General features: G+C 42.3%; 15 protein-coding genes and 1 tRNA gene. 8 read left to right on the forward strand and 8 right to left on the reverse strand.

Annotation, left to right across the window (positions count from 1 at the left end; all coding sequences use genetic code 11):
• Nucleotides 1–97: 97 nt before the first annotated feature.
• Together H0S56_RS04135 and yhbY are read right to left on the reverse strand one after the other, a co-directional pair.
• On the reverse strand, nucleotides 98–637 hold the full coding sequence (locus tag H0S56_RS04135) for a DOMON-like domain-containing protein (protein WP_195725721.1): 540 nt from the start codon (nucleotides 635–637) through the stop codon (nucleotides 98–100).
• An 11-nt stretch (nucleotides 638–648) separates the two neighbouring features.
• Complete coding sequence (yhbY, locus tag H0S56_RS04140) at nucleotides 649–972, reverse strand: ribosome assembly RNA-binding protein YhbY (RefSeq protein WP_004280569.1); 324 nt, start codon at nucleotides 970–972, stop codon at nucleotides 649–651.
• Nucleotides 973–1,167: 195 nt separating this feature from the next.
• Between yhbY and rlmE the strand changes: the two genes are divergently transcribed.
• The 5 genes from rlmE to H0S56_RS04165 all read left to right on the forward strand — a co-directional run bounded on the left by rlmE (nucleotide 1,168) and on the right by H0S56_RS04165 (nucleotide 5,930).
• Nucleotides 1,168–1,818 (forward strand): 23S rRNA (uridine(2552)-2'-O)-methyltransferase RlmE, encoded by a 651-nt coding sequence (gene rlmE, locus H0S56_RS04145; RefSeq protein ID WP_004645756.1) that lies wholly within the window; start codon nucleotides 1,168–1,170, stop codon nucleotides 1,816–1,818.
• 132 nt (nucleotides 1,819–1,950) lie between these two features.
• The gene (gene ftsH, locus H0S56_RS04150; RefSeq protein WP_004280565.1) at nucleotides 1,951–3,840 is read left to right on the forward strand and encodes an ATP-dependent zinc metalloprotease FtsH; all 1,890 of its coding nucleotides are present in this window, start codon (nucleotides 1,951–1,953) and stop codon (nucleotides 3,838–3,840) included.
• Nucleotides 3,841–3,962: 122 nt separating this feature from the next.
• Nucleotides 3,963–4,577 carry a GNAT family N-acetyltransferase gene (locus H0S56_RS04155; RefSeq protein WP_195726049.1) on the forward strand — a complete coding sequence of 205 codons (615 nt, stop codon included), beginning with the start codon at nucleotides 3,963–3,965 and terminating at the stop codon, nucleotides 4,575–4,577.
• A 78-nt stretch (nucleotides 4,578–4,655) separates the two neighbouring features.
• Complete coding sequence (folP, locus tag H0S56_RS04160) at nucleotides 4,656–5,507, forward strand: dihydropteroate synthase (protein WP_195725722.1); 852 nt, start codon at nucleotides 4,656–4,658, stop codon at nucleotides 5,505–5,507.
• Between the two features lie 108 nt (nucleotides 5,508–5,615).
• Complete coding sequence (locus H0S56_RS04165; protein WP_195725723.1) at nucleotides 5,616–5,930, forward strand: DUF5713 family protein; 315 nt, start codon at nucleotides 5,616–5,618, stop codon at nucleotides 5,928–5,930.
• 30 nt (nucleotides 5,931–5,960) lie between these two features.
• Here the strand turns inward: H0S56_RS04165 and H0S56_RS04170 are convergent, their stop codons facing one another.
• From H0S56_RS04170 to H0S56_RS04180, 3 genes are all read right to left on the reverse strand, one after another.
• Nucleotides 5,961–6,647: a hypothetical protein gene (locus H0S56_RS04170; RefSeq protein WP_195725724.1), complete on the reverse strand. Its 687-nt coding sequence runs from the start codon at nucleotides 6,645–6,647 to the stop codon at nucleotides 5,961–5,963.
• A gap of 91 nt (nucleotides 6,648–6,738) precedes the next feature.
• A tRNA-Leu gene (locus H0S56_RS04175) sits at nucleotides 6,739–6,824 on the reverse strand.
• 170 nt (nucleotides 6,825–6,994) lie between these two features.
• A complete protein-coding gene (locus H0S56_RS04180) occupies nucleotides 6,995–7,723 on the reverse strand; it encodes a hypothetical protein (RefSeq protein ID WP_004645749.1) in 729 nt (242 codons plus the stop codon).
• A 174-nt stretch (nucleotides 7,724–7,897) separates the two neighbouring features.
• On the opposite strand from H0S56_RS04180, the gene H0S56_RS04185 reads away from it, so the two are divergent.
• Nucleotides 7,898–8,404: a hypothetical protein gene (locus H0S56_RS04185; protein WP_004280554.1), complete on the forward strand. Its 507-nt coding sequence runs from the start codon at nucleotides 7,898–7,900 to the stop codon at nucleotides 8,402–8,404.
• Between the two features lie 42 nt (nucleotides 8,405–8,446).
• On the opposite strand, the gene H0S56_RS04190 is transcribed toward H0S56_RS04185, so the two are convergent.
• The 3 genes from H0S56_RS04190 to H0S56_RS04200 all read right to left on the reverse strand — a co-directional run bounded on the left by H0S56_RS04190 (nucleotide 8,447) and on the right by H0S56_RS04200 (nucleotide 11,230).
• Nucleotides 8,447–8,725 carry a hypothetical protein gene (locus H0S56_RS04190; protein WP_195725725.1) on the reverse strand — a complete coding sequence of 93 codons (279 nt, stop codon included), beginning with the start codon at nucleotides 8,723–8,725 and terminating at the stop codon, nucleotides 8,447–8,449.
• Nucleotides 8,726–8,790: 65 nt separating this feature from the next.
• A complete protein-coding gene (locus tag H0S56_RS04195; protein ID WP_195725726.1) occupies nucleotides 8,791–10,113 on the reverse strand; it encodes a hemolysin family protein in 1,323 nt (440 codons plus the stop codon).
• Between the two features lie 127 nt (nucleotides 10,114–10,240).
• Nucleotides 10,241–11,230, reverse strand: coding sequence for a LysR family transcriptional regulator (locus H0S56_RS04200; protein ID WP_005103940.1), 990 nt, complete (start codon nucleotides 11,228–11,230; stop codon nucleotides 10,241–10,243).
• 661 nt (nucleotides 11,231–11,891) lie between these two features.
• Here H0S56_RS04200 and H0S56_RS04205 point away from each other — a divergent pair.
• Both H0S56_RS04205 and H0S56_RS04215 read left to right on the forward strand, forming a co-directional pair.
• Nucleotides 11,892–13,493, forward strand: a complete 1,602-nt coding sequence (locus H0S56_RS04205; RefSeq protein ID WP_004280550.1) for an isocitrate lyase — start codon at nucleotides 11,892–11,894, stop codon at nucleotides 13,491–13,493.
• 256 nt (nucleotides 13,494–13,749) lie between these two features.
• On the forward strand, nucleotides 13,750–16,845 hold the full coding sequence (locus H0S56_RS04215) for a multidrug efflux RND transporter permease subunit (RefSeq protein ID WP_195725728.1): 3,096 nt from the start codon (nucleotides 13,750–13,752) through the stop codon (nucleotides 16,843–16,845).
• Nucleotides 16,846–16,975: the final 130 nt, after the last annotated feature.

Below are 16,975 nucleotides of genomic sequence, written 5' to 3' on the forward strand. Positions count from 1 at the left end.
AATCATTGTTGAGCGATAAACAAAAACGTGAGACTTTAAGTCTCACGTTTCATTCGCCTGTTACACTTTAAATAGCTGATGCACAGCGTCAATCTATTTAAAACACATGCAACCAGTCACGTTTATTATGAAAATCTGCCTGAGGACTACTATGCTGCATGGCATAGTATTGATCACCTTGTGAGGTTTTTAAAACAGCAGATAAACCCAGGAACAAGTTTTCCCATTTCAGTTTATGTGTTGCCATAAAATCAGTCAGATCCACACTGACATTAAGACCATAATGCGTACGTTTGAGCTGATTCAGCTCAATATCATCCGCAGCTTGCGGTGGCATACCTTCAGGATAACGGTATTCTTCAAATTGATAAGCCTGCCAGGCCTGAGAAGGGGAAAGATTAATCTCACGATAAAAATCTTCGCCCTGAACCCCAATAAAAATTTCAAAGCAGGTCTGTTCCCACAGGAAATCCTGACGGGGATGTGCCGTCACCATGTCGGGCCACAAGATGTACTGATTGGGATCACGGATCCAGAAGCCCACATTTAAATTGCATGGGCCTTGCTGTTCAATGGCGGCAACCAGAGAGATGGCCTGAAAACGGCGATCAAATGCGCTAAGTTCGTAACTTGCCATAAGTCCTGTACTTAGTTAGACAAATGAGCGAAACGGACAAGGTTAGACAATTTTTGGTTTTGTTTCGCAGCTTTCTTGTAAAGCAGTGCAATTTTACCAATAGTTTGAACCACTTCAGCACCAGTCGCTTCTGAAATTTCAGCAATCAGTGCTGCACGCGCTTCGCGATCTTCAGCTACGATTTTCACTTTAATCAGTTCGTGATCGTTTAAAGCACGCGCCAATTCTTCGATGACATTTTCAGTCAGGCCTTTGTCACCCAGCATAACGACCGGGTTTAAAGCATGTCCGATTTGACGTAAACGCTTACGTTCCTGAATAGATAAAGACGCCATGAGAGATAACCTGAATTTTAAAACGGCTTAGTATAGCAAAAGCAAAAAACAAACGCTTTAAATTATCAGGAAATAATCATTTCCAATATCTCTTCATAACGAGCAAAACTCCTAGATTTAGATACACATGTATACTGCAAAATATGTCTTTTTCACGTACAATTAATAATTGGACGTTTTTTTATTTAGAGAGTTATGGCTACACGCATTACCAACCAAAAGTTATCTAAAAGTAGTCGTGATTGGATGAGAGAGCATTTAGACGATCCTTATGTGAAAAAGGCACAAAAGGACGGCTATCGTGCGCGTGCAGCATATAAGCTCTTAGAGATGCAAGAAAAGTACAAAATCATCAAACCCGGCATGACCGTGGTCGACTTGGGTGCAGCTCCCGGGAGTTGGTCACAAATCGCAGGTAAGCTAGTCGGTGACAAGGGTTTATTGATTGCATCTGACATTTTACCAATGGATGCATTACCTGATGTGACTTTCTTGCAAGGCGACTTTCGTGAAGAAGAAGTCTTCCAGCAATTGTTAGAAATTTTAGATGGTCGTACTGTAGACGTTGTAATTTCAGATATGGCCCCCAATACATCAGGTAATAAGGCTGTAGATCAACCGCGTCAGATTTACTTGTGTGAACTTGCACTGGATTTTGCCAATAAGGTGCTAGGCCCCAAAGGTCAATTTGTGGTAAAAGTTTTCCAAGGCTCAGGTTTTGACGAATTCCGTAAGCAAGTGGTTGATAGTTTTGATGTTCTGAAAACATCTAAACCTTTGGCATCACGTGCTCGTTCCAAGGAAGTTTTCCTGATCGGGCAGGGACGTAAGAAGGCTTTAAAATAAGTCTACTTGCCAAGTCGTTAAAAATTGTGCATTTTGTACGTTTTCAGATAATTGTAAGTTGATTTACAGCTTAAGTATTAAGGTCACCCTGAACAGGGCATGATCAAATTAGATTGGAATGGGAATAAAGCTTTGAGCGATCTTTTTAAGAATGCCGTATTGTGGCTCGTGATACTGGGTGTGCTGGTGTTAATCTTCAGCAACGTCAGTGACCGCAATCAACCGACTACAATGAACTACTCAGAGTTTGTTGCCGCGGTCAATGCTGGCCAAATTAAACAAGTTGTGATTGACGGCGAAAGAATTCGTGGCGAAAAATCAAACGGTTCAGAGTTTGAAAGTATTCGTCCGGCAGTTCAGGATCCTGAACTGATGCCAAGCCTGATTAAAAATAATGTTGTGGTCGAAGGTGAAGCACCACAACGTCAAGGCTTGCTCATGCAGTTGCTTATTGCAAGTTTCCCTGTACTTTTAATCATTTTGTTATTCATGTTCTTTATGCGCAACATGGGTGGCGGTGCAGGTGGTAAAAACGGCCCAATGAGTTTTGGTAAATCTAAAGCCAAAATGCTGTCTGAAGACCAGATTAAAGTCACTTTCACTGATGTTGCCGGTTGTGACGAAGCCAAGCAAGAAGTCGTTGAAATCGTAGATTTCCTGAAAGATCCAACCAAATTTAAACGTCTGGGTGCGAGTATTCCACGTGGTGTGTTAATGGTGGGTCCTCCAGGTACGGGTAAAACCTTACTTGCCAAAGCCATTGCCGGTGAAGCGAAAGTTCCATTCTTTAGTATTTCAGGTTCTGACTTCGTTGAGATGTTTGTCGGTGTCGGTGCATCCCGTGTACGTGACATGTTCGAACAGGCAAAACGTCATGCGCCATGTATCATCTTTATTGATGAGATTGATGCAGTCGGTCGTCATCGTGGTTCAGGTACTGGTGGTGGTCACGATGAACGTGAACAGACACTGAACCAGATGCTGGTTGAAATGGACGGCTTTGAGGGCAATGAAGGCATTATCGTGATTGCTGCAACCAACCGTGCAGATGTACTGGATAAAGCACTTCTTCGTCCAGGCCGTTTTGACCGTCAAGTTGTGGTTGGTTTGCCAGACATTAAAGGTCGTGAACAAATCCTGAATGTACATTTGAAAAAATTGCCTTCAGTGACAGGTGTGGATGTTAAAGTTCTTGCACGTGGTACACCGGGCTTCTCGGGTGCGCAATTAGCAAACCTGGTGAATGAAGCTGCTTTATTTGCTGCACGCCGTAACAAAAACACCGTCGATATGCATGACTTTGAAGATGCAAAAGACAAGCTGTATATGGGTCCTGAGCGTAAATCGATGGTACTTCGTGATGAAGAGCGTCGCGCGACGGCTTATCATGAAGCAGGTCATGCGATTGTTGCTGAAAGTTTGCCAGGTACAGATCCTGTGCATAAGGTGACGATCATGCCGCGTGGCTGGGCTTTAGGTGTCACCTGGCAGTTGCCTGAATTTGACCAGACCAGCCATTACAAAGACAAAATGTTGAATGAACTTTCGATTTTGTTTGGTGGCCGTATTGCTGAAGAAGTCTTCATTAACCAGATGTCGACCGGCGCTTCAAATGACTTCGAACGTGCAACCAAAATGGCACGTGCGATGGTGACCAAATATGGTATGTCGGACAAACTCGGTGTCATGGTCTATGAAGAAGATGCACAGCAATCTTTCATGGGCAGTATTGGTAGTCGCAGTATTTCGGAAACCACACAACTAGAAGTCGATCGTGAAATTCGTCGAATTCTGGATGAGCAATATAAAATCGCACGCGATATCTTGGAAAGTAAAAAAGATATTGCCCATGCGATGGTGAAAGCCTTGATGGAATGGGAAACCATTGATCGTGATCAAATTCGTGACATCATGGAAGGTCGTGAGCCTCAGCCACCAAAAGTCTATGTTGCAGATAATCCTGTGATTGATGTAACCCCAGATGATGGTCCGTTGACTCCTCCGCCATTGCCAGCGAACTAAGCTCAATAAAAAAACCGCCTTCGGGTGGTTTTTTATGCTTGTCATTTTTGTCATAGCTTTTTGAGTGTTATATTGAGCTATTAAAAATGAATAAGAAAATAAAAATGAATAAGAAAATAAAAATGAATATGCCTGTTCTGGAATCCAGTGTTTACCAGCTTCGTCTTGAACCGTTGAGCTGGGAGCATTTTTCTGATTTAGCTATCGCATGCGCTGAAGAAAATTTAGGTGAGGTTTTATATAACTCAGTGCCTTATCTGCCTAACTTAAAAAAATATTTTACTCAGGCTTTTGAACAGCAAGCTCAAGGTGAAAGGATGGCTTTTGCTGTGATTGATTTAAACTCCGGCCGAGCAATTGGAACCACTAGTTATCATGATATTAAGGCGGAAATTCCACGTTTTGAAATTGGTTATACCTGGTATGCCAAGCGCTATCACAAAACCTATGTAAATCACGTCTGTAAATATCTTTTGTTAAGACATGCTTTTGAAAATTTAAATGCTCAGGTGGTCGGCTTTCGGACTGATCACTTGAATCTTCCCAGCCAAAAAGCGATTGAAGCAATAGGTGCCAAACGAGATGGCATTATCAGGTGTCATATGCTACGTAAAGATGGACAGACTATTCGAGACAGCTACATCTATAGTATTTTAGAAAGTGAATGGGTAGATGTGAAAGCATTATTACAATCTAAACTGATGCAATATTCCCGAAACAATTACTTCGAAATCTAGCGATTATTCTTATTCAGCTTTGCTTTATTTAATTATCCATAAGACAATATTGGGGTTATTTTGAGTGAGTATTGAATCATGCAGCTGATGCCTTTGTTACCACATGTATGGACATTTGGTGATTTAAAATTGGATTTATCCCAGCCGCATGTAATGGGGATTCTCAATGTCACCCCGGACTCTTTTAGTGATGGTGGTCGGCATAATCAAAAAGAAGATGCAGTCGCCCGCGCACTGGAAATGATGGCCGAAGGCGCAACCGTGATTGATATTGGCGGTGAATCGACCCGTCCAGGTGCCTCAGTGGTAGAAGTGGAAGAAGAAATTCGCCGCGTAGTGCCTGTCGTTGAAGCTTTATCCAAACACAAGGTTATTCTCTCGATTGATACGTCGCAACCTGAAGTGATTCGTGCAGCGGTTCAGGCCGGAGCGCATATCTGGAATGATGTCCGTGCTTTGACTCGGCCGAATGCATTGCAGACCGCAGCAGAGCTGAATATTCCAGTGATCATCATGCATATGCGCGGTGAACCGACCACCATGAACAATCTGGATCAATATGAAGATGTCACTTCCGATGTGATTCGCGAGTTATCCCAGCGCGTTCAGGATGCTTTAGATGTTGGAGTAAAAGCAGAAAATATCATGATCGACCCAGGTTTTGGTTTCGCGAAAAATGCACAGCAAAATCTGCAGTTGCTTAACGAATTTTATAAACTTACTGAAATGGGCTATCCAATTTTGTCTGCTTTATCTCGTAAACGCTTTATCGGAGCAGTTCTAAATGGTGCAGAACCGCAAGAGCGGGTAGTAGGCTCTGCAACAGCGCATTTGTTGAGTATTCAGCAGGGTGCATGTATGGTACGGGCACATGATGTTAAGGCTACAGCCGATGCGATTAAAGTCTGGCAGGCTATGCAAACGGCTTAGAAATTGAGAGCTGCAAATCAATCACTTGGCAATGTTGTTTGGCTTTTAAGCAACAATATGCTATATAGGCACGCTTAGATTAGATAGTCATCCTTTAGAGTGCCTGTAATGTTTGCAGATTTACTTCTCCCCATGTTCGATGATGAATATTATCCCGATATTCTGGTTGCTGAAATCAAGCAGCATATCGAACGTTTTGCCCAAAAAATCGCTAAATCAGGTTTGTCAGATCAAGAGGTTTATCAGCTTGCCAATCTGACTGTGGCTGATATTAATGTCATGAAACCTCAGTTCGAAGATCTGGATTCGTCTCTGGATGATACTGCCGCGGATTATATTGCCGAAGCCATGATGATGGTGGTGCAAGAGCACGGCCTGTTCGAGATTGAAATGGAAGAACTGATTACCAATCGTGAATGGTGATTTAAGAAAACCCTGCAGATGCAGGGTTTTTTATTGTCTGTTCAAATAATCTTTAAAGCTATTAAAGCAAATTGAGCCGAGTAATCGTTGCTCTTCATTCATGCATTGCTGATAAAGGTTTTGGTAATAAGCCTGCAGATTCGATTGACCTTGAATCTGTTGTGGTGTTTTTGATTTGGATTGTTGATAAGCCCAAAAAGCCAGTTGTCGGAGTTTCTGCAACCTGATCTGGTCAATCGCACTACAGGAACTTTTAAATAAAGGTTCCAGGATGACCACCCCAAAGGAAGAAATCGCTAAAATGATCATACTAATGATGACCAGTACATCCGAATGAATCAGATAAAGGTTGAGCAATAAGCTCAGAAAAATTGGAATTTGCAGATAGAGACAGTTTTGCAAACGCTGACTATAGGCTTTGGAACTAAATTGCGCCTGATATTGTGCATGCCAGATATAAGGATAAAGCAGTGCCATCAGCACAATTAAGGTGACATTAAAGGCAATCGTGGCATTCTTGAAAAAATAATATTCCAGAAATACGGAGCTGAGACTACACGCTACACAGACCAGAAGGGACAGTAAATTAATCGCGATAACAAACTGGATATTTTGCAAGGCATTAAATTTAAAGCGGCTATAACGCAGCTTAAGGAAAAAAGCGTCTGGATGACGTAATTGTAATGTAGCGAGATCAAAGTGTTTTAATTCTGACATGGGGATTTCGCGCTAAAAGAATAAAATTCAGGCACAAAAAAACCAGCCTAATGCTGGATTTTTTATTGCACCATTTTAATAAATATTAAAATGGTGCCCGAGGCCAGACTCGAACTGGCACGCTTTGTGGGCGGGGGATTTTAAATCCCCTGTGTCTACCGATTTCACCACTCGGGCATGTGCGCAATAATAGAGGACGAAATAAAGCTTGGCAAGCAAATTCCGAAATGATTGCTTTCTTTTCAAGCAATTCCGTGGCTTCTATTCTAAAAATCAGCAAATCAACGTTTTTTAAAATTCAATATTTGCAGATCTTTAAGATGGCCAATGAAAAAGGATAGAGAGAACTATGAATTTTCATCCAGATAGCTGTCGACATCTAGATGCTTGATCGTTTTACAATATTGATGCTCATATTTCAGCAGCCGCGTATATAACCCGGCATAGTGATTTAATTGCTGTTTTAGTTCGGCATACCGAGGATCATGGCTTGAATAAAAACGTAATTTTAGTCGGATCAGGCAGGTTTGTTTATAAGCCCAAAAACAGATTTTACGTAATTGTTGTAGCTGATAGTGCTCAGTATTTTTACTATTTTCCTTGAATAAATTTTCTCGATAAAAGCGCACAAAACCAAAGCTCACGCCAAAGAAGAATAAGCTCCACATCAGCAAACTGCTTTGTATAAAGACCAGATTTAAGGCTTGCATCAGAATCACAATAGCCATCTTGATCGGGGTATGCCGTAATAATTGATACAGCGAATAAGAAGAATGCTGAATCTGGTACAGAATCAAGGTGAGACTCAACATCAGGAACAGTAGAATGGCCAACATGGCATAACTCTGCGCCTGAAATTCGCTGATTTGCACAAAAGATTGCTGTACGAAATCTCCTAACATCAAACTGATGGGAACAAAAATCATGGCGGCCAAGGCCCAAGGAATTAAAAGCTTGGCTTTACCCCAGATTCCACGGATTTTAATCTGACTGTAAAACAGGTAATTTCCTTTAAATGCAGTCGGATATTGGCGCTTAAGTTGCTGCAGCAACAAAGTCACTTGCGTAGTGGGCATCATCCAGAGATTAATTTAATATATAGATGAAGCACTATAGTCGATTTTGCGCAAAATCGCAGAAGAAATGCAGTTTCAGAACGTAGCACTGTTTTAATCATGAAGATTTTAGTTTTTTAGCGACGAATTATGCGAAAATAGCCGATTCAAGATTTATTTTTTTAAGGACAGTTTATGACTGATCAATCTCCTCAGGCGTTAAGCGACATCGAAATTTTAGACATCCTGCAAAGTATGAAAAAGGATGAGCTAAATACTGAGGCGCAAGCAGCAATTCGTCAGGGTGGTAAAGCTGGTCGTCAGGAAGCGCATAAAGCAGCCTTAGTAGCATTGAATCAGTCATTTGAAGACAAATTTGTCGAAGCCGTATCTTTGGCTTTGGGTCTGAATGCAGCACAAATCAAAAAAATCCGTTATAAAAAAGACCGAATTCGTATTTTAAAAGCGCGCGGAATTGATTATATGGCGATTGATGGCGCTGAAACTGCGCAAGTGCTGTCACAAATTGCCCAAGCAATTGTGCGTGAAGATGCGATTGTCACCCATGACCTGCACAATATTTTCCCATTCTGGAAAGAAGGCTGGCCAATGGTGCAATTCGATAATGCCTACAAAATTTTAGAAGATGATATCCAGATTCACTATCAAGCCGTTCTAGAAGCTTTATTAGCAAAAATCTAAGCTATAACCAGATCTAAACGAAAGCACCTTTGGGTGCTTTTTTTAATCGCGATACATCAGCGCAATCAGCCAGCTGATGGGCAAGATAAATAAACGCCACCAGGTGATCAAGGGCCAATAAAAATATTCTCCAAACCTCAAGGTCGAGTCGAAACCTCGACGACGACGTTCATGCGGGTAGGGAATAATGAACACCGTTAAAACCATTAGAATGATGGCTGCCAGTAAAAGCAGGGGATTCTGTTGTTTGGCAAGAATGAAGTAAAACAAATACAGGGCTGAATAAAAAAACAGACATGCCAATAATGCAGAAATATTCATCACTCACCTTATGATTTTTTTATTAGAATAATTTTTGAAACAGAGGAATAAAAAGAAGAACCAGATTAATCTGATTCTTCTTGAATAACTGAATTGGTTTCGATTAAGCGGGTCACCAGTAACTGGTCAATTTTAAAATGATCGACATCCACCACTTCAAACTTATAAGCACCAAATATCACTGCATCTGCAGGACGTGGAATCTTGCGTAATTTATACATCATGAAGCCAGCAATGGTTTCATAGTTTTCATCATCAGGCATCTCATCAATTTCAAGCGCATGCTTGATGTCTTCAATCGGTGTACTGCCTTCAATCAACCAAGAATTATTGTCACGTTTAATAATTTGCTGATCGGCTTCAATTGGCGTCACCCAGTCACCCATCACGGTAATCATAATATCAGAAAGGGTAATCACCCCAACGACCAGCGCATATTCATTAATGACGACGGCAAACTTTTCCTTGGTGGAGCGGAAACGATCCAGAACTTCCGATAAAGTCAAAGTATCAGGAATGGTCAAGACATTACGGATGGTATTTTCATTGAGCTGCAGCAGCGACTGGTTATTCAAAATACGCACCAGAATATCTTTGGCATCGACATAGCCAATCACACTGTCGATGTCATTACTACACACCAGAAACTTGGAATAGGGATATTCCGCCAGCTTTTGCCGAATACTTACTTCCGGTTCATTTAAGGTAAAGAACACCACATTTTCACGGGTAGTCATACTCGAAGGAACGTTACGCTCTTCAAGCTCGAATACATTTTCAATGAAATGATGTTCCTGTTTTTGTAGTACACCGGCCTGTGCACCCGCATCCATCACTGCGGAAATATCATCAAAAGTAATATTGTCATCACGGATGGTATTTACTTTAAACAGGCGGAACAGCATGTTGGCAATCGCGTTAATAAACCAGGCCAAAGGTTTACAGACTTTAATGAAAATCTGAATTGGCTCGATGACTGAGACTGCGATCTTTTCTGGCGCAATCATGGCCAGACGTTTCGGCATCAGGTCCGCAAATAAAATAAATAATGAAGTGACGACAGTAAAGGAGAGCGCAAAGCTAATATTGTCAGCCCAAGGTCCTTGGTAAAAGCGGGAAACAAAATTATAAATATAAGGGCGGAAGGCACCTTCACCTAAAATACCGCCGAGAATGGCAACTGCATTTAAACCAATTTGAGAGGCTGCAAAGAAGTCCGCAGAATTTTCTTGTAGATCTAAAACTTTTTGAGCGCGATGATCACCCGACTCAGCCAGAATTTTGAGTTTGACTTTACGGGCACCTGCGAGGGCGATTTCAGTTAAAGATAAAAAACCGGCCCCCGTGATGAGTATTAAGATAATCACGATATTTTGTAAGAGGCTCACAAATCCACCTGTGGATGAATAGTATCTTGGGATATTTTTAACACAAAAAAAGACTTGAGGTGTAACAACGACAACTCAAGTCTTCAAAGTATAATCTTAAAAAATAAGAATTTAGAAGATTTTGAGTTTAATAATGTGAAAATTGAGAATTATTGCTCAGGAATTCACGGTTTTCTTCTTCAATCATTTGACGCGCAACATACAAAATCAGCTGACGTAACCAGCGATGTGCCGGATGATGATGCAATAAAGGGCACCATGCCATTTTCAATTCAAATTCCGGAATATAAAATGGCGGATCTTTTAGAATTAAATTGTGATTCTTTGCTTGCAGGCGTGCGATGCGTGAAGGAAGTGTTGCGACCAAGTCGACATTGGAAGCCAATAAACCCGGCATCTGGTAATGACGGGTAAAGACCGAAATTTTACGTTTCTGGCCAATCCGCTCTAAAGCCTGATCAATCCAGCCTAAACCAGCCTGTTTTTCAGGATTTACCCCGAAGCCAACCCCCATACCGGTTTTAGAAACCCAGATATGCTGTGCATCCAGGTAACTTTTAAGGTTTAAATTGCTTGCGGCAGGATGCTTGTTATTTAAAAGACAAGAAAAGCTGTCACGCCAGACCAATACCTGATGAAAACTTTGTGGGATTTCATTAAAACGGTTGATTGCCAGATCGACCTTGCCTTGTTCCATGTCACGATACGACACGTCACTTGGCGTCAGAAAATCCAATACCACATTCGGCGCTTCTGAACGTAGTGCTTTAACCAGACGCGGAACCAGCGTGGCTTCTGCATAATCCGAGGTCATGATCCGGAAGACACGATTTGAGGTATAAGGACGGAACTCGGTACGTGGTTCCAGAATCATCGACAAGTCAGCCAGGGCATCCCGAATACGTGGTTGTAATTCTAAAGCACGTTCGGTTGGGGTCATGCCTTCAGAAGAACGGATCAGGAGGGGATCATTAAATAAATTGCGTAATCGGCGCAAGATGTTACTCATGGCAGGCTGGGTAACACCCAATTGTTCTGCTGCACGTGTGACATTTTTTTCGCGAAGAAGTACATCAAGATAAATTAATAGATTGAGATCGACCCGCTCCAGATTCATAAAAGAAATACCGAGAATAAATACAAGAAATTATGATGATTATGCCATAATTGCCAGGCCTTGTGTAAAGCGCCGATGAAAAAAAGCCATGTGCTCACTGATAAAGTTTACAGAATTAACACAGGCTTAAGCTCCATTATTCAAAGTGTACATAAGAGAAAAGATGCACGTTAAATGGACCATCATTTAGCCTTTTTATAAATTGGAATGAAAGCCCTCTTTTCGCTTTAAAAGAAAATCATAAAGGCCGTTTTTACGTTCAAGATTTGAGTGAAAAGTAAACTAAATCAAAAATTCCTTAAGTTGAATAAATCATCGAAGATCAGCATTTTTTAAAAATAAAAGGGCATAAAACCCATATCCAGACTTAAGTCTAATGAATTATTTTTAAGCAACATGCAGAAATTTTATCCATTTTTATTTTTAAATAAATTTATATAAAACACTAATTTAATATAATTTATCAAGATTGTACTAAGACTTTGATCTACTCATTTTTTAAATAAATACTGAAGATTCTTGCAGACTATTGGATTAATTTTCATAAGCCCACTAATCTTTAGCTATCCCAACGGATCGTCGAAAATCTGAACAAGTCATTGAGGGTGTGATTTGAGCGGTTCGTTGCAGAAAAATCCTAATATTATTACAGGAATATATCATGACTACATACCAAACAGCGATTGATGCAATCCGCGAATTAAAAGCGAAATTCGGTAACACTTGGGCAGACATCAGTCCTGAAGATGCTGCGCGTATGCAACTTCAAAACCGTTTCAAAACTGGTTTAGACATTGCGAAATATACAGCGGCAATTATGCGTCGTGATATGGCTGCTTATGATGCAGACTCTAGCAAATACACTCAATCACTAGGTTGCTGGCACGGTTTCATCGCGCAACAAAAAATGATTGCGAACAAAAAATACTTCGGTACAACTGAACGTCGCTACATCTACCTTTCTGGTTGGATGGTTGCAGCGCTTCGTTCAGAATTCGGTCCACTTCCTGACCAATCTATGCACGAAAAAACTTCTGTTCCTGCATTGATCGAAGAAATCTACACTTTCTTACGTCAAGCTGATGCGAAAGAATTAAACGACTTGTTCCGTGCACTTAAAAAAGCACAAGAAGCGGGCGACACTGCTAAAGCAGCTGAAATCACTTCACAAATCGACAACTTCCAAACTCACGTTGTGCCAATTATTGCGGACATCGACGCTGGTTTCGGTAACGAAGAAGCGACTTACTTACTTGCTAAGAAAATGATCGAAGCGGGTGCTTGTGCACTACAAATCGAAAACCAGGTTTCTGATGCGAAACAATGTGGTCACCAAGCTGGTAAAGTAACAGTTCCACACGAAGACTTCATCGCGAAAATCCACGCGCTTCGTTATGCATTCCTAGAAATGGGTCTTGACGACGGTATCATCGTTGCACGTACTGACTCTGAAGGCGCTGACTTGACTCAAAAAATCCCAGTGGTTAAAGAGCCAGGCGACATCGCTTCTCAATACATCAGCTACTTAGACACAACTGAAATTGACATTTCAGAAGCGCAAGAAGACGAAATCCTGATCAAGCGTGATGGTAAACTTCACCGTCCTAAACGTCTTGCTTCTGGTCTATACCAGTTCCGTGAAGGCACGCAAATCGACCGCGTCGTACTTGACTGTGTAACTAGCTTACAAAACGGTGCTGACCTTCTTTGGATCGAAACTGCAACGCCAAACGTTGCTGAAATCGCTCACATGGTTAACCGTGTACGTGAAACAGTTCCAAATGCGAAACTTGTTTATAACAACTCGCCTTCGTTCAACTGGACTTTAAACTTCCGTCAACAAGCATATGACCGTTGGGTTGCTGAAGGTAAAGACGTTTCTGCTTACGACCGTGCTAAGTTAATGAGCGCTGAGTACGATGCAACTGAACTGGCTGCTGAAGCTGACGAAAAAGTTCGTACCTTCCAAGCTGATGCTGCTCGTGAAGCGGGTGTGTTCCATCACTTGATCACACTTCCGACTTACCACACAGCTGCGCTTTCTACTCATGAGCTTGCTCAAGGTTACTTCGGTACTGAAGGTATGTTGGCTTATGTTGCTGGCGTACAACGTAAAGAAATCCGCGGCGGTATCGCATGTGTTAAACACCAAGCAATGGCTGGTTCTGACATCGGTGATGACCACAAAGAAATCTTCGCTGGTGACAATGCATTGAAAGCTGGTGATGATTCTAAAAACACAATGAACCAGTTCAGCGCTTAATCCGCTTAATTGATTCACCAAAAAACCCTGCATCTGCAGGGTTTTTTGTTTGGAAAAATGCTATTAATAAATAGGGAAGAGCAATCTCAAGAACGTGCTCAAGAGGGATAATCCATAATTTCTCCATGATTGGTTTTTATCGCAGTTTTATGTGTTTAATTCTTGCATTCTAGTGCTATGTCACTGAATATTTGGATATAGCATGCTTATGTTCTGCATCAATTTACCCCTATTTAATTAAAAGTGACCCGGACTTATGCTGTCTAAATTTTTTATCCACCGCCCGATCTTTGCTGGGGTACTGGCGATTGTTGTCATGGCAATCGGCTTGTTCGCAGTGATGAACCTGCCAGTGGAACGTTATCCGGACATTGCGCCGCCAAGGATAACGGTGGCAGCAACTTATAGCGGTGCTTCTGCAGAAACTGTGGAAGAAAGTGTGACTCAAGTGCTGGAACAGCAAATCAAAGGCATTGATCATCTGCTGTATTTCAGTTCGAGTAGTGATTCTTCAGGGCGCAGCCGGGTCAGTATTAGCTTTGAAAATGGCACCGACCCAGATACCGCACAGGTTCAGGTACAAAATGCGATTAATGGGGTACTAAACCGATTACCGGAAGATGTACAACGCCAAGGCGTTAATGTCTTTAAATCGCTCGGTGATACCCATATGGTGATCAGCCTGTATGATGAGTCGGGGCGCAGCAACAATATTGAACTTTCCGACTATCTGATGACCCATCTGGAACAGGACATTTCCCGGATTGAAGGCATTGGTGAGGTGGATGTTTTTGGTTCACAATATGCGATGCGGATCTGGCTGAATCCGGAAAAATTAAAACAATATAACCTGATGCCAAGCGATGTGCGTGTTGCGATTGAAGCCCAGAATACTCAGGTCGCTGCTGGTGCAATTGGTGATCTTCCAGCCATAGATGAGCAATACCTGAATGCCAAAGTCACCTCCGGTTCACGGCTAAAAACCGTAGAAGAATTCCAGAATATTATTGTCAAATCGGATCGTGCCGGCAGCTTTATTTATTTGAAAGACATTGCGCGGGTGGAACTGGGTGCTGAAAATTATCAATCTTATAGTACTAATAATGGTTATCCATCGGCTGGTCTGGGTATTTCACTGGCGTCAGGGGCCAATGCCATTGCCACCTCTAATCTGATTAAAGCTGAAATTGCCCGCATTTCCCAGCAATTGCCTGACGGCTATAAAATTGCTTACCCGCGTGATAATACGCCTTTTGTACAAGAATCAATTAAAGAAGTGGTCAAAACCCTGATCGAAGCCGTGATTTTGGTCATCATTGTGATGTTCATTTTCTTGCAGAACTGGCGTGCAACTTTGATTCCTACCGTGACTGTTCCAGTGGTGATTTTGGGTACGATGGCGGTGCTGTATGCACTGGGTATGAGTATCAACACTTTAACCTTATTTGCGCTGGTTCTGGCGATTGGTCTGTTGGTGGATGATGCGATTGTTGTGGTGGAAAACGTTGAACGATTGATGCATGAAAAGCAACTGTCCGCCAAAGACGCTGCCCTGGAATCCATGCAGGAAATTAGTGGGGCACTGATCGGGATTACTTTGGTCTTAACCGCAGTCTTTATTCCAATGGCTTTTTTTGGTGGATCGACTGGCGTGATCTATCGCCAGTTTTCTATCACTTTGGTTGCGGCCATGTCGCTGTCTTTAATGGTGGCATTGATTCTAACCCCAGCATTGTGCGCGCTTATCCTAAAACCGAATCCTAAACCGGCAAAATGGGCGTCCTGGTTTAATCAGAAACTGGATCATTTAAAACATCATTATCTGAATTTGTCTAAACTCACGATTCAGCGTCAGGCGATTTGTCTACTATTGTTTGCTGGATTGATCGGTGTGTTTGCGCTGTTCTATCGTGCTTTGCCGACCAGTTTCTTGCCGAGTGAGGATCAGGGGATCTTAAGCTTGCAAATCAAATTGCAGGAAGGCGCCCCGATGAAAAATACTATTCAGATCGGAGAGGAAGTCCGTAAGTATTTTCTGGATCAGGAACAAGCCAACGTCAATCTAGTGATGATCCGTTATGGGCGAAATTTCTCTGGAACTGGTCAGAATCTGGCGACCGGTTTTGTGGCATTAAAACATTGGGGTGCGCGTTCCGGTCAGGACAATACTGCACAAGCGATTCGTGAACGGGCTTTGAAGCATTTCCAGAGTAATCGCAATGCACAAATTAACGTGTCCATGCCAGCTTCAGTCAATGGTTTGGGACAAACCGATGGTCTGGATTTCTGGATTCGAGATATCAATGGCAATGGCCGGCAATATCTGGAACAACAGTTTAAAGCACTGGAAGCTAGGGTGGGCAACTATACGAGCTTTGAAAATCTGGGCAAGCGTTCTAATCCTGACAAAGCAGAGCTACGCGTCAATATTGACCAGAAACAGGCCATGGCCAATGGCCTGACCCAATCGGCAATCAACAGTACCTTATCCAGCGCCTGGGGCGGCAGTTATATTAATGACTTTATTGATCGTGGCCGGATTAAACGGGTGATTATGCAGGGTGATGCTGAATTCCGCTCCAAGCCGGAAGATTTGGCGCAGTGGCATGTACGTAATGACCAGAATCAGATGGTGCCTTTCAGCAACTTCTCGCAAGTGGGCTGGAGTGGTGGCCCTGAAGTGGTCAACCGCTTTATGGGGTATACCGCATTGCAAATGGAAGCGGATCGGGCCAAAGACAGCAGTTCCGGCCAGGCCATGCAGGATGTGGAAGCTTTGATTGCCGAGCAGGAGGGAGTCGATGTAGTCTGGAGCGGTCTTTCCTTTGAGGAAAAACAGTCCAATAATCAGGCGATCTGGCTGTATCTGATTTCAATTGGTTTTATTTTTCTCTGTCTGGCGGCTTTATATGAAAGCTGGAGCATTCCAACCGCCGTGATGTCAGCTATTCCACTCGGGATTGGTGGCAATATTATTTTCAGTTATCTGGCTGGTTTCCCGAATGATATCTATTTCCAGATTGCCTTGCTGACCACCATCGGTCTGTCCTGTAAGAATGCCATTCTGATTGTGGAATTTGCTTCGTTAGCGCAGCAACAAGGCAAATCGGTAGTAGAGGCGGCACTAGAAGGTGCCTCTTTACGCCTACGTCCGATCTTGATGACTTCTTTGGCCTTTGGCGCAGGGATTTTACCGTTGGTCTTTGCTACAGGGGCAGGTGCGGTGAGTCGTCAGGAAATTGGGGTGAGTGTATTTGGTGGTGTTATTTTTGGAACATTGCTGGTGCTGATTTTTATTCCATTTATGTATGTTTTGATTCGCCAACTCATCATCAAAAAATCGCGTGCTTAAAACAAGGGAAAACTGTAGAGCTGAAAAATCCTCGTTTATACGGGGATTTTTTTATCCTTAAGATTAATCCAATGGCTGGTTGAGTCTGCAGTATGGTGTGAAAATTGCTATAGAAATCATCTATTCATAG

This window comes from Acinetobacter lwoffii (genome assembly GCF_015602705.1).
Lineage (GTDB): Bacteria > Pseudomonadota > Gammaproteobacteria > Pseudomonadales > Moraxellaceae > Acinetobacter > Acinetobacter lwoffii_E.

What these genes read in the sequence shown, in the direction of transcription:
- H0S56_RS04155 (WP_195726049.1), top strand. Translation starts at nt 3,963, where the DNA reads ATGAATATGCCTGTTCTGGAATCCAGTGTTTACCAGCTTCGTCTTGAA.
- H0S56_RS04215 (WP_195725728.1), top strand. Translation starts at nt 13,750, where the DNA reads ATGCTGTCTAAATTTTTTATCCACCGCCCGATCTTTGCTGGGGTACTG.
- H0S56_RS04200 (WP_005103940.1), bottom strand. Translation starts at nt 11,230, where the DNA reads ATGAATCTGGAGCGGGTCGATCTCAATCTATTAATTTATCTTGATGTA.
- H0S56_RS04135 (WP_195725721.1), bottom strand. Translation starts at nt 637, where the DNA reads ATGGCAAGTTACGAACTTAGCGCATTTGATCGCCGTTTTCAGGCCATC.
- H0S56_RS04205 (WP_004280550.1), top strand. Translation starts at nt 11,892, where the DNA reads ATGACTACATACCAAACAGCGATTGATGCAATCCGCGAATTAAAAGCG.
- H0S56_RS04165 (WP_195725723.1), top strand. Translation starts at nt 5,616, where the DNA reads ATGTTTGCAGATTTACTTCTCCCCATGTTCGATGATGAATATTATCCC.
- H0S56_RS04190 (WP_195725725.1), bottom strand. Translation starts at nt 8,725, where the DNA reads ATGAATATTTCTGCATTATTGGCATGTCTGTTTTTTTATTCAGCCCTG.
- H0S56_RS04180 (WP_004645749.1), bottom strand. Translation starts at nt 7,723, where the DNA reads ATGCCCACTACGCAAGTGACTTTGTTGCTGCAGCAACTTAAGCGCCAA.
- H0S56_RS04185 (WP_004280554.1), top strand. Translation starts at nt 7,898, where the DNA reads ATGACTGATCAATCTCCTCAGGCGTTAAGCGACATCGAAATTTTAGAC.
- rlmE (WP_004645756.1), top strand. Translation starts at nt 1,168, where the DNA reads ATGGCTACACGCATTACCAACCAAAAGTTATCTAAAAGTAGTCGTGAT.
- H0S56_RS04170 (WP_195725724.1), bottom strand. Translation starts at nt 6,647, where the DNA reads ATGTCAGAATTAAAACACTTTGATCTCGCTACATTACAATTACGTCAT.
- yhbY (WP_004280569.1), bottom strand. Translation starts at nt 972, where the DNA reads ATGGCGTCTTTATCTATTCAGGAACGTAAGCGTTTACGTCAAATCGGA.
- folP (WP_195725722.1), top strand. Translation starts at nt 4,656, where the DNA reads ATGCAGCTGATGCCTTTGTTACCACATGTATGGACATTTGGTGATTTA.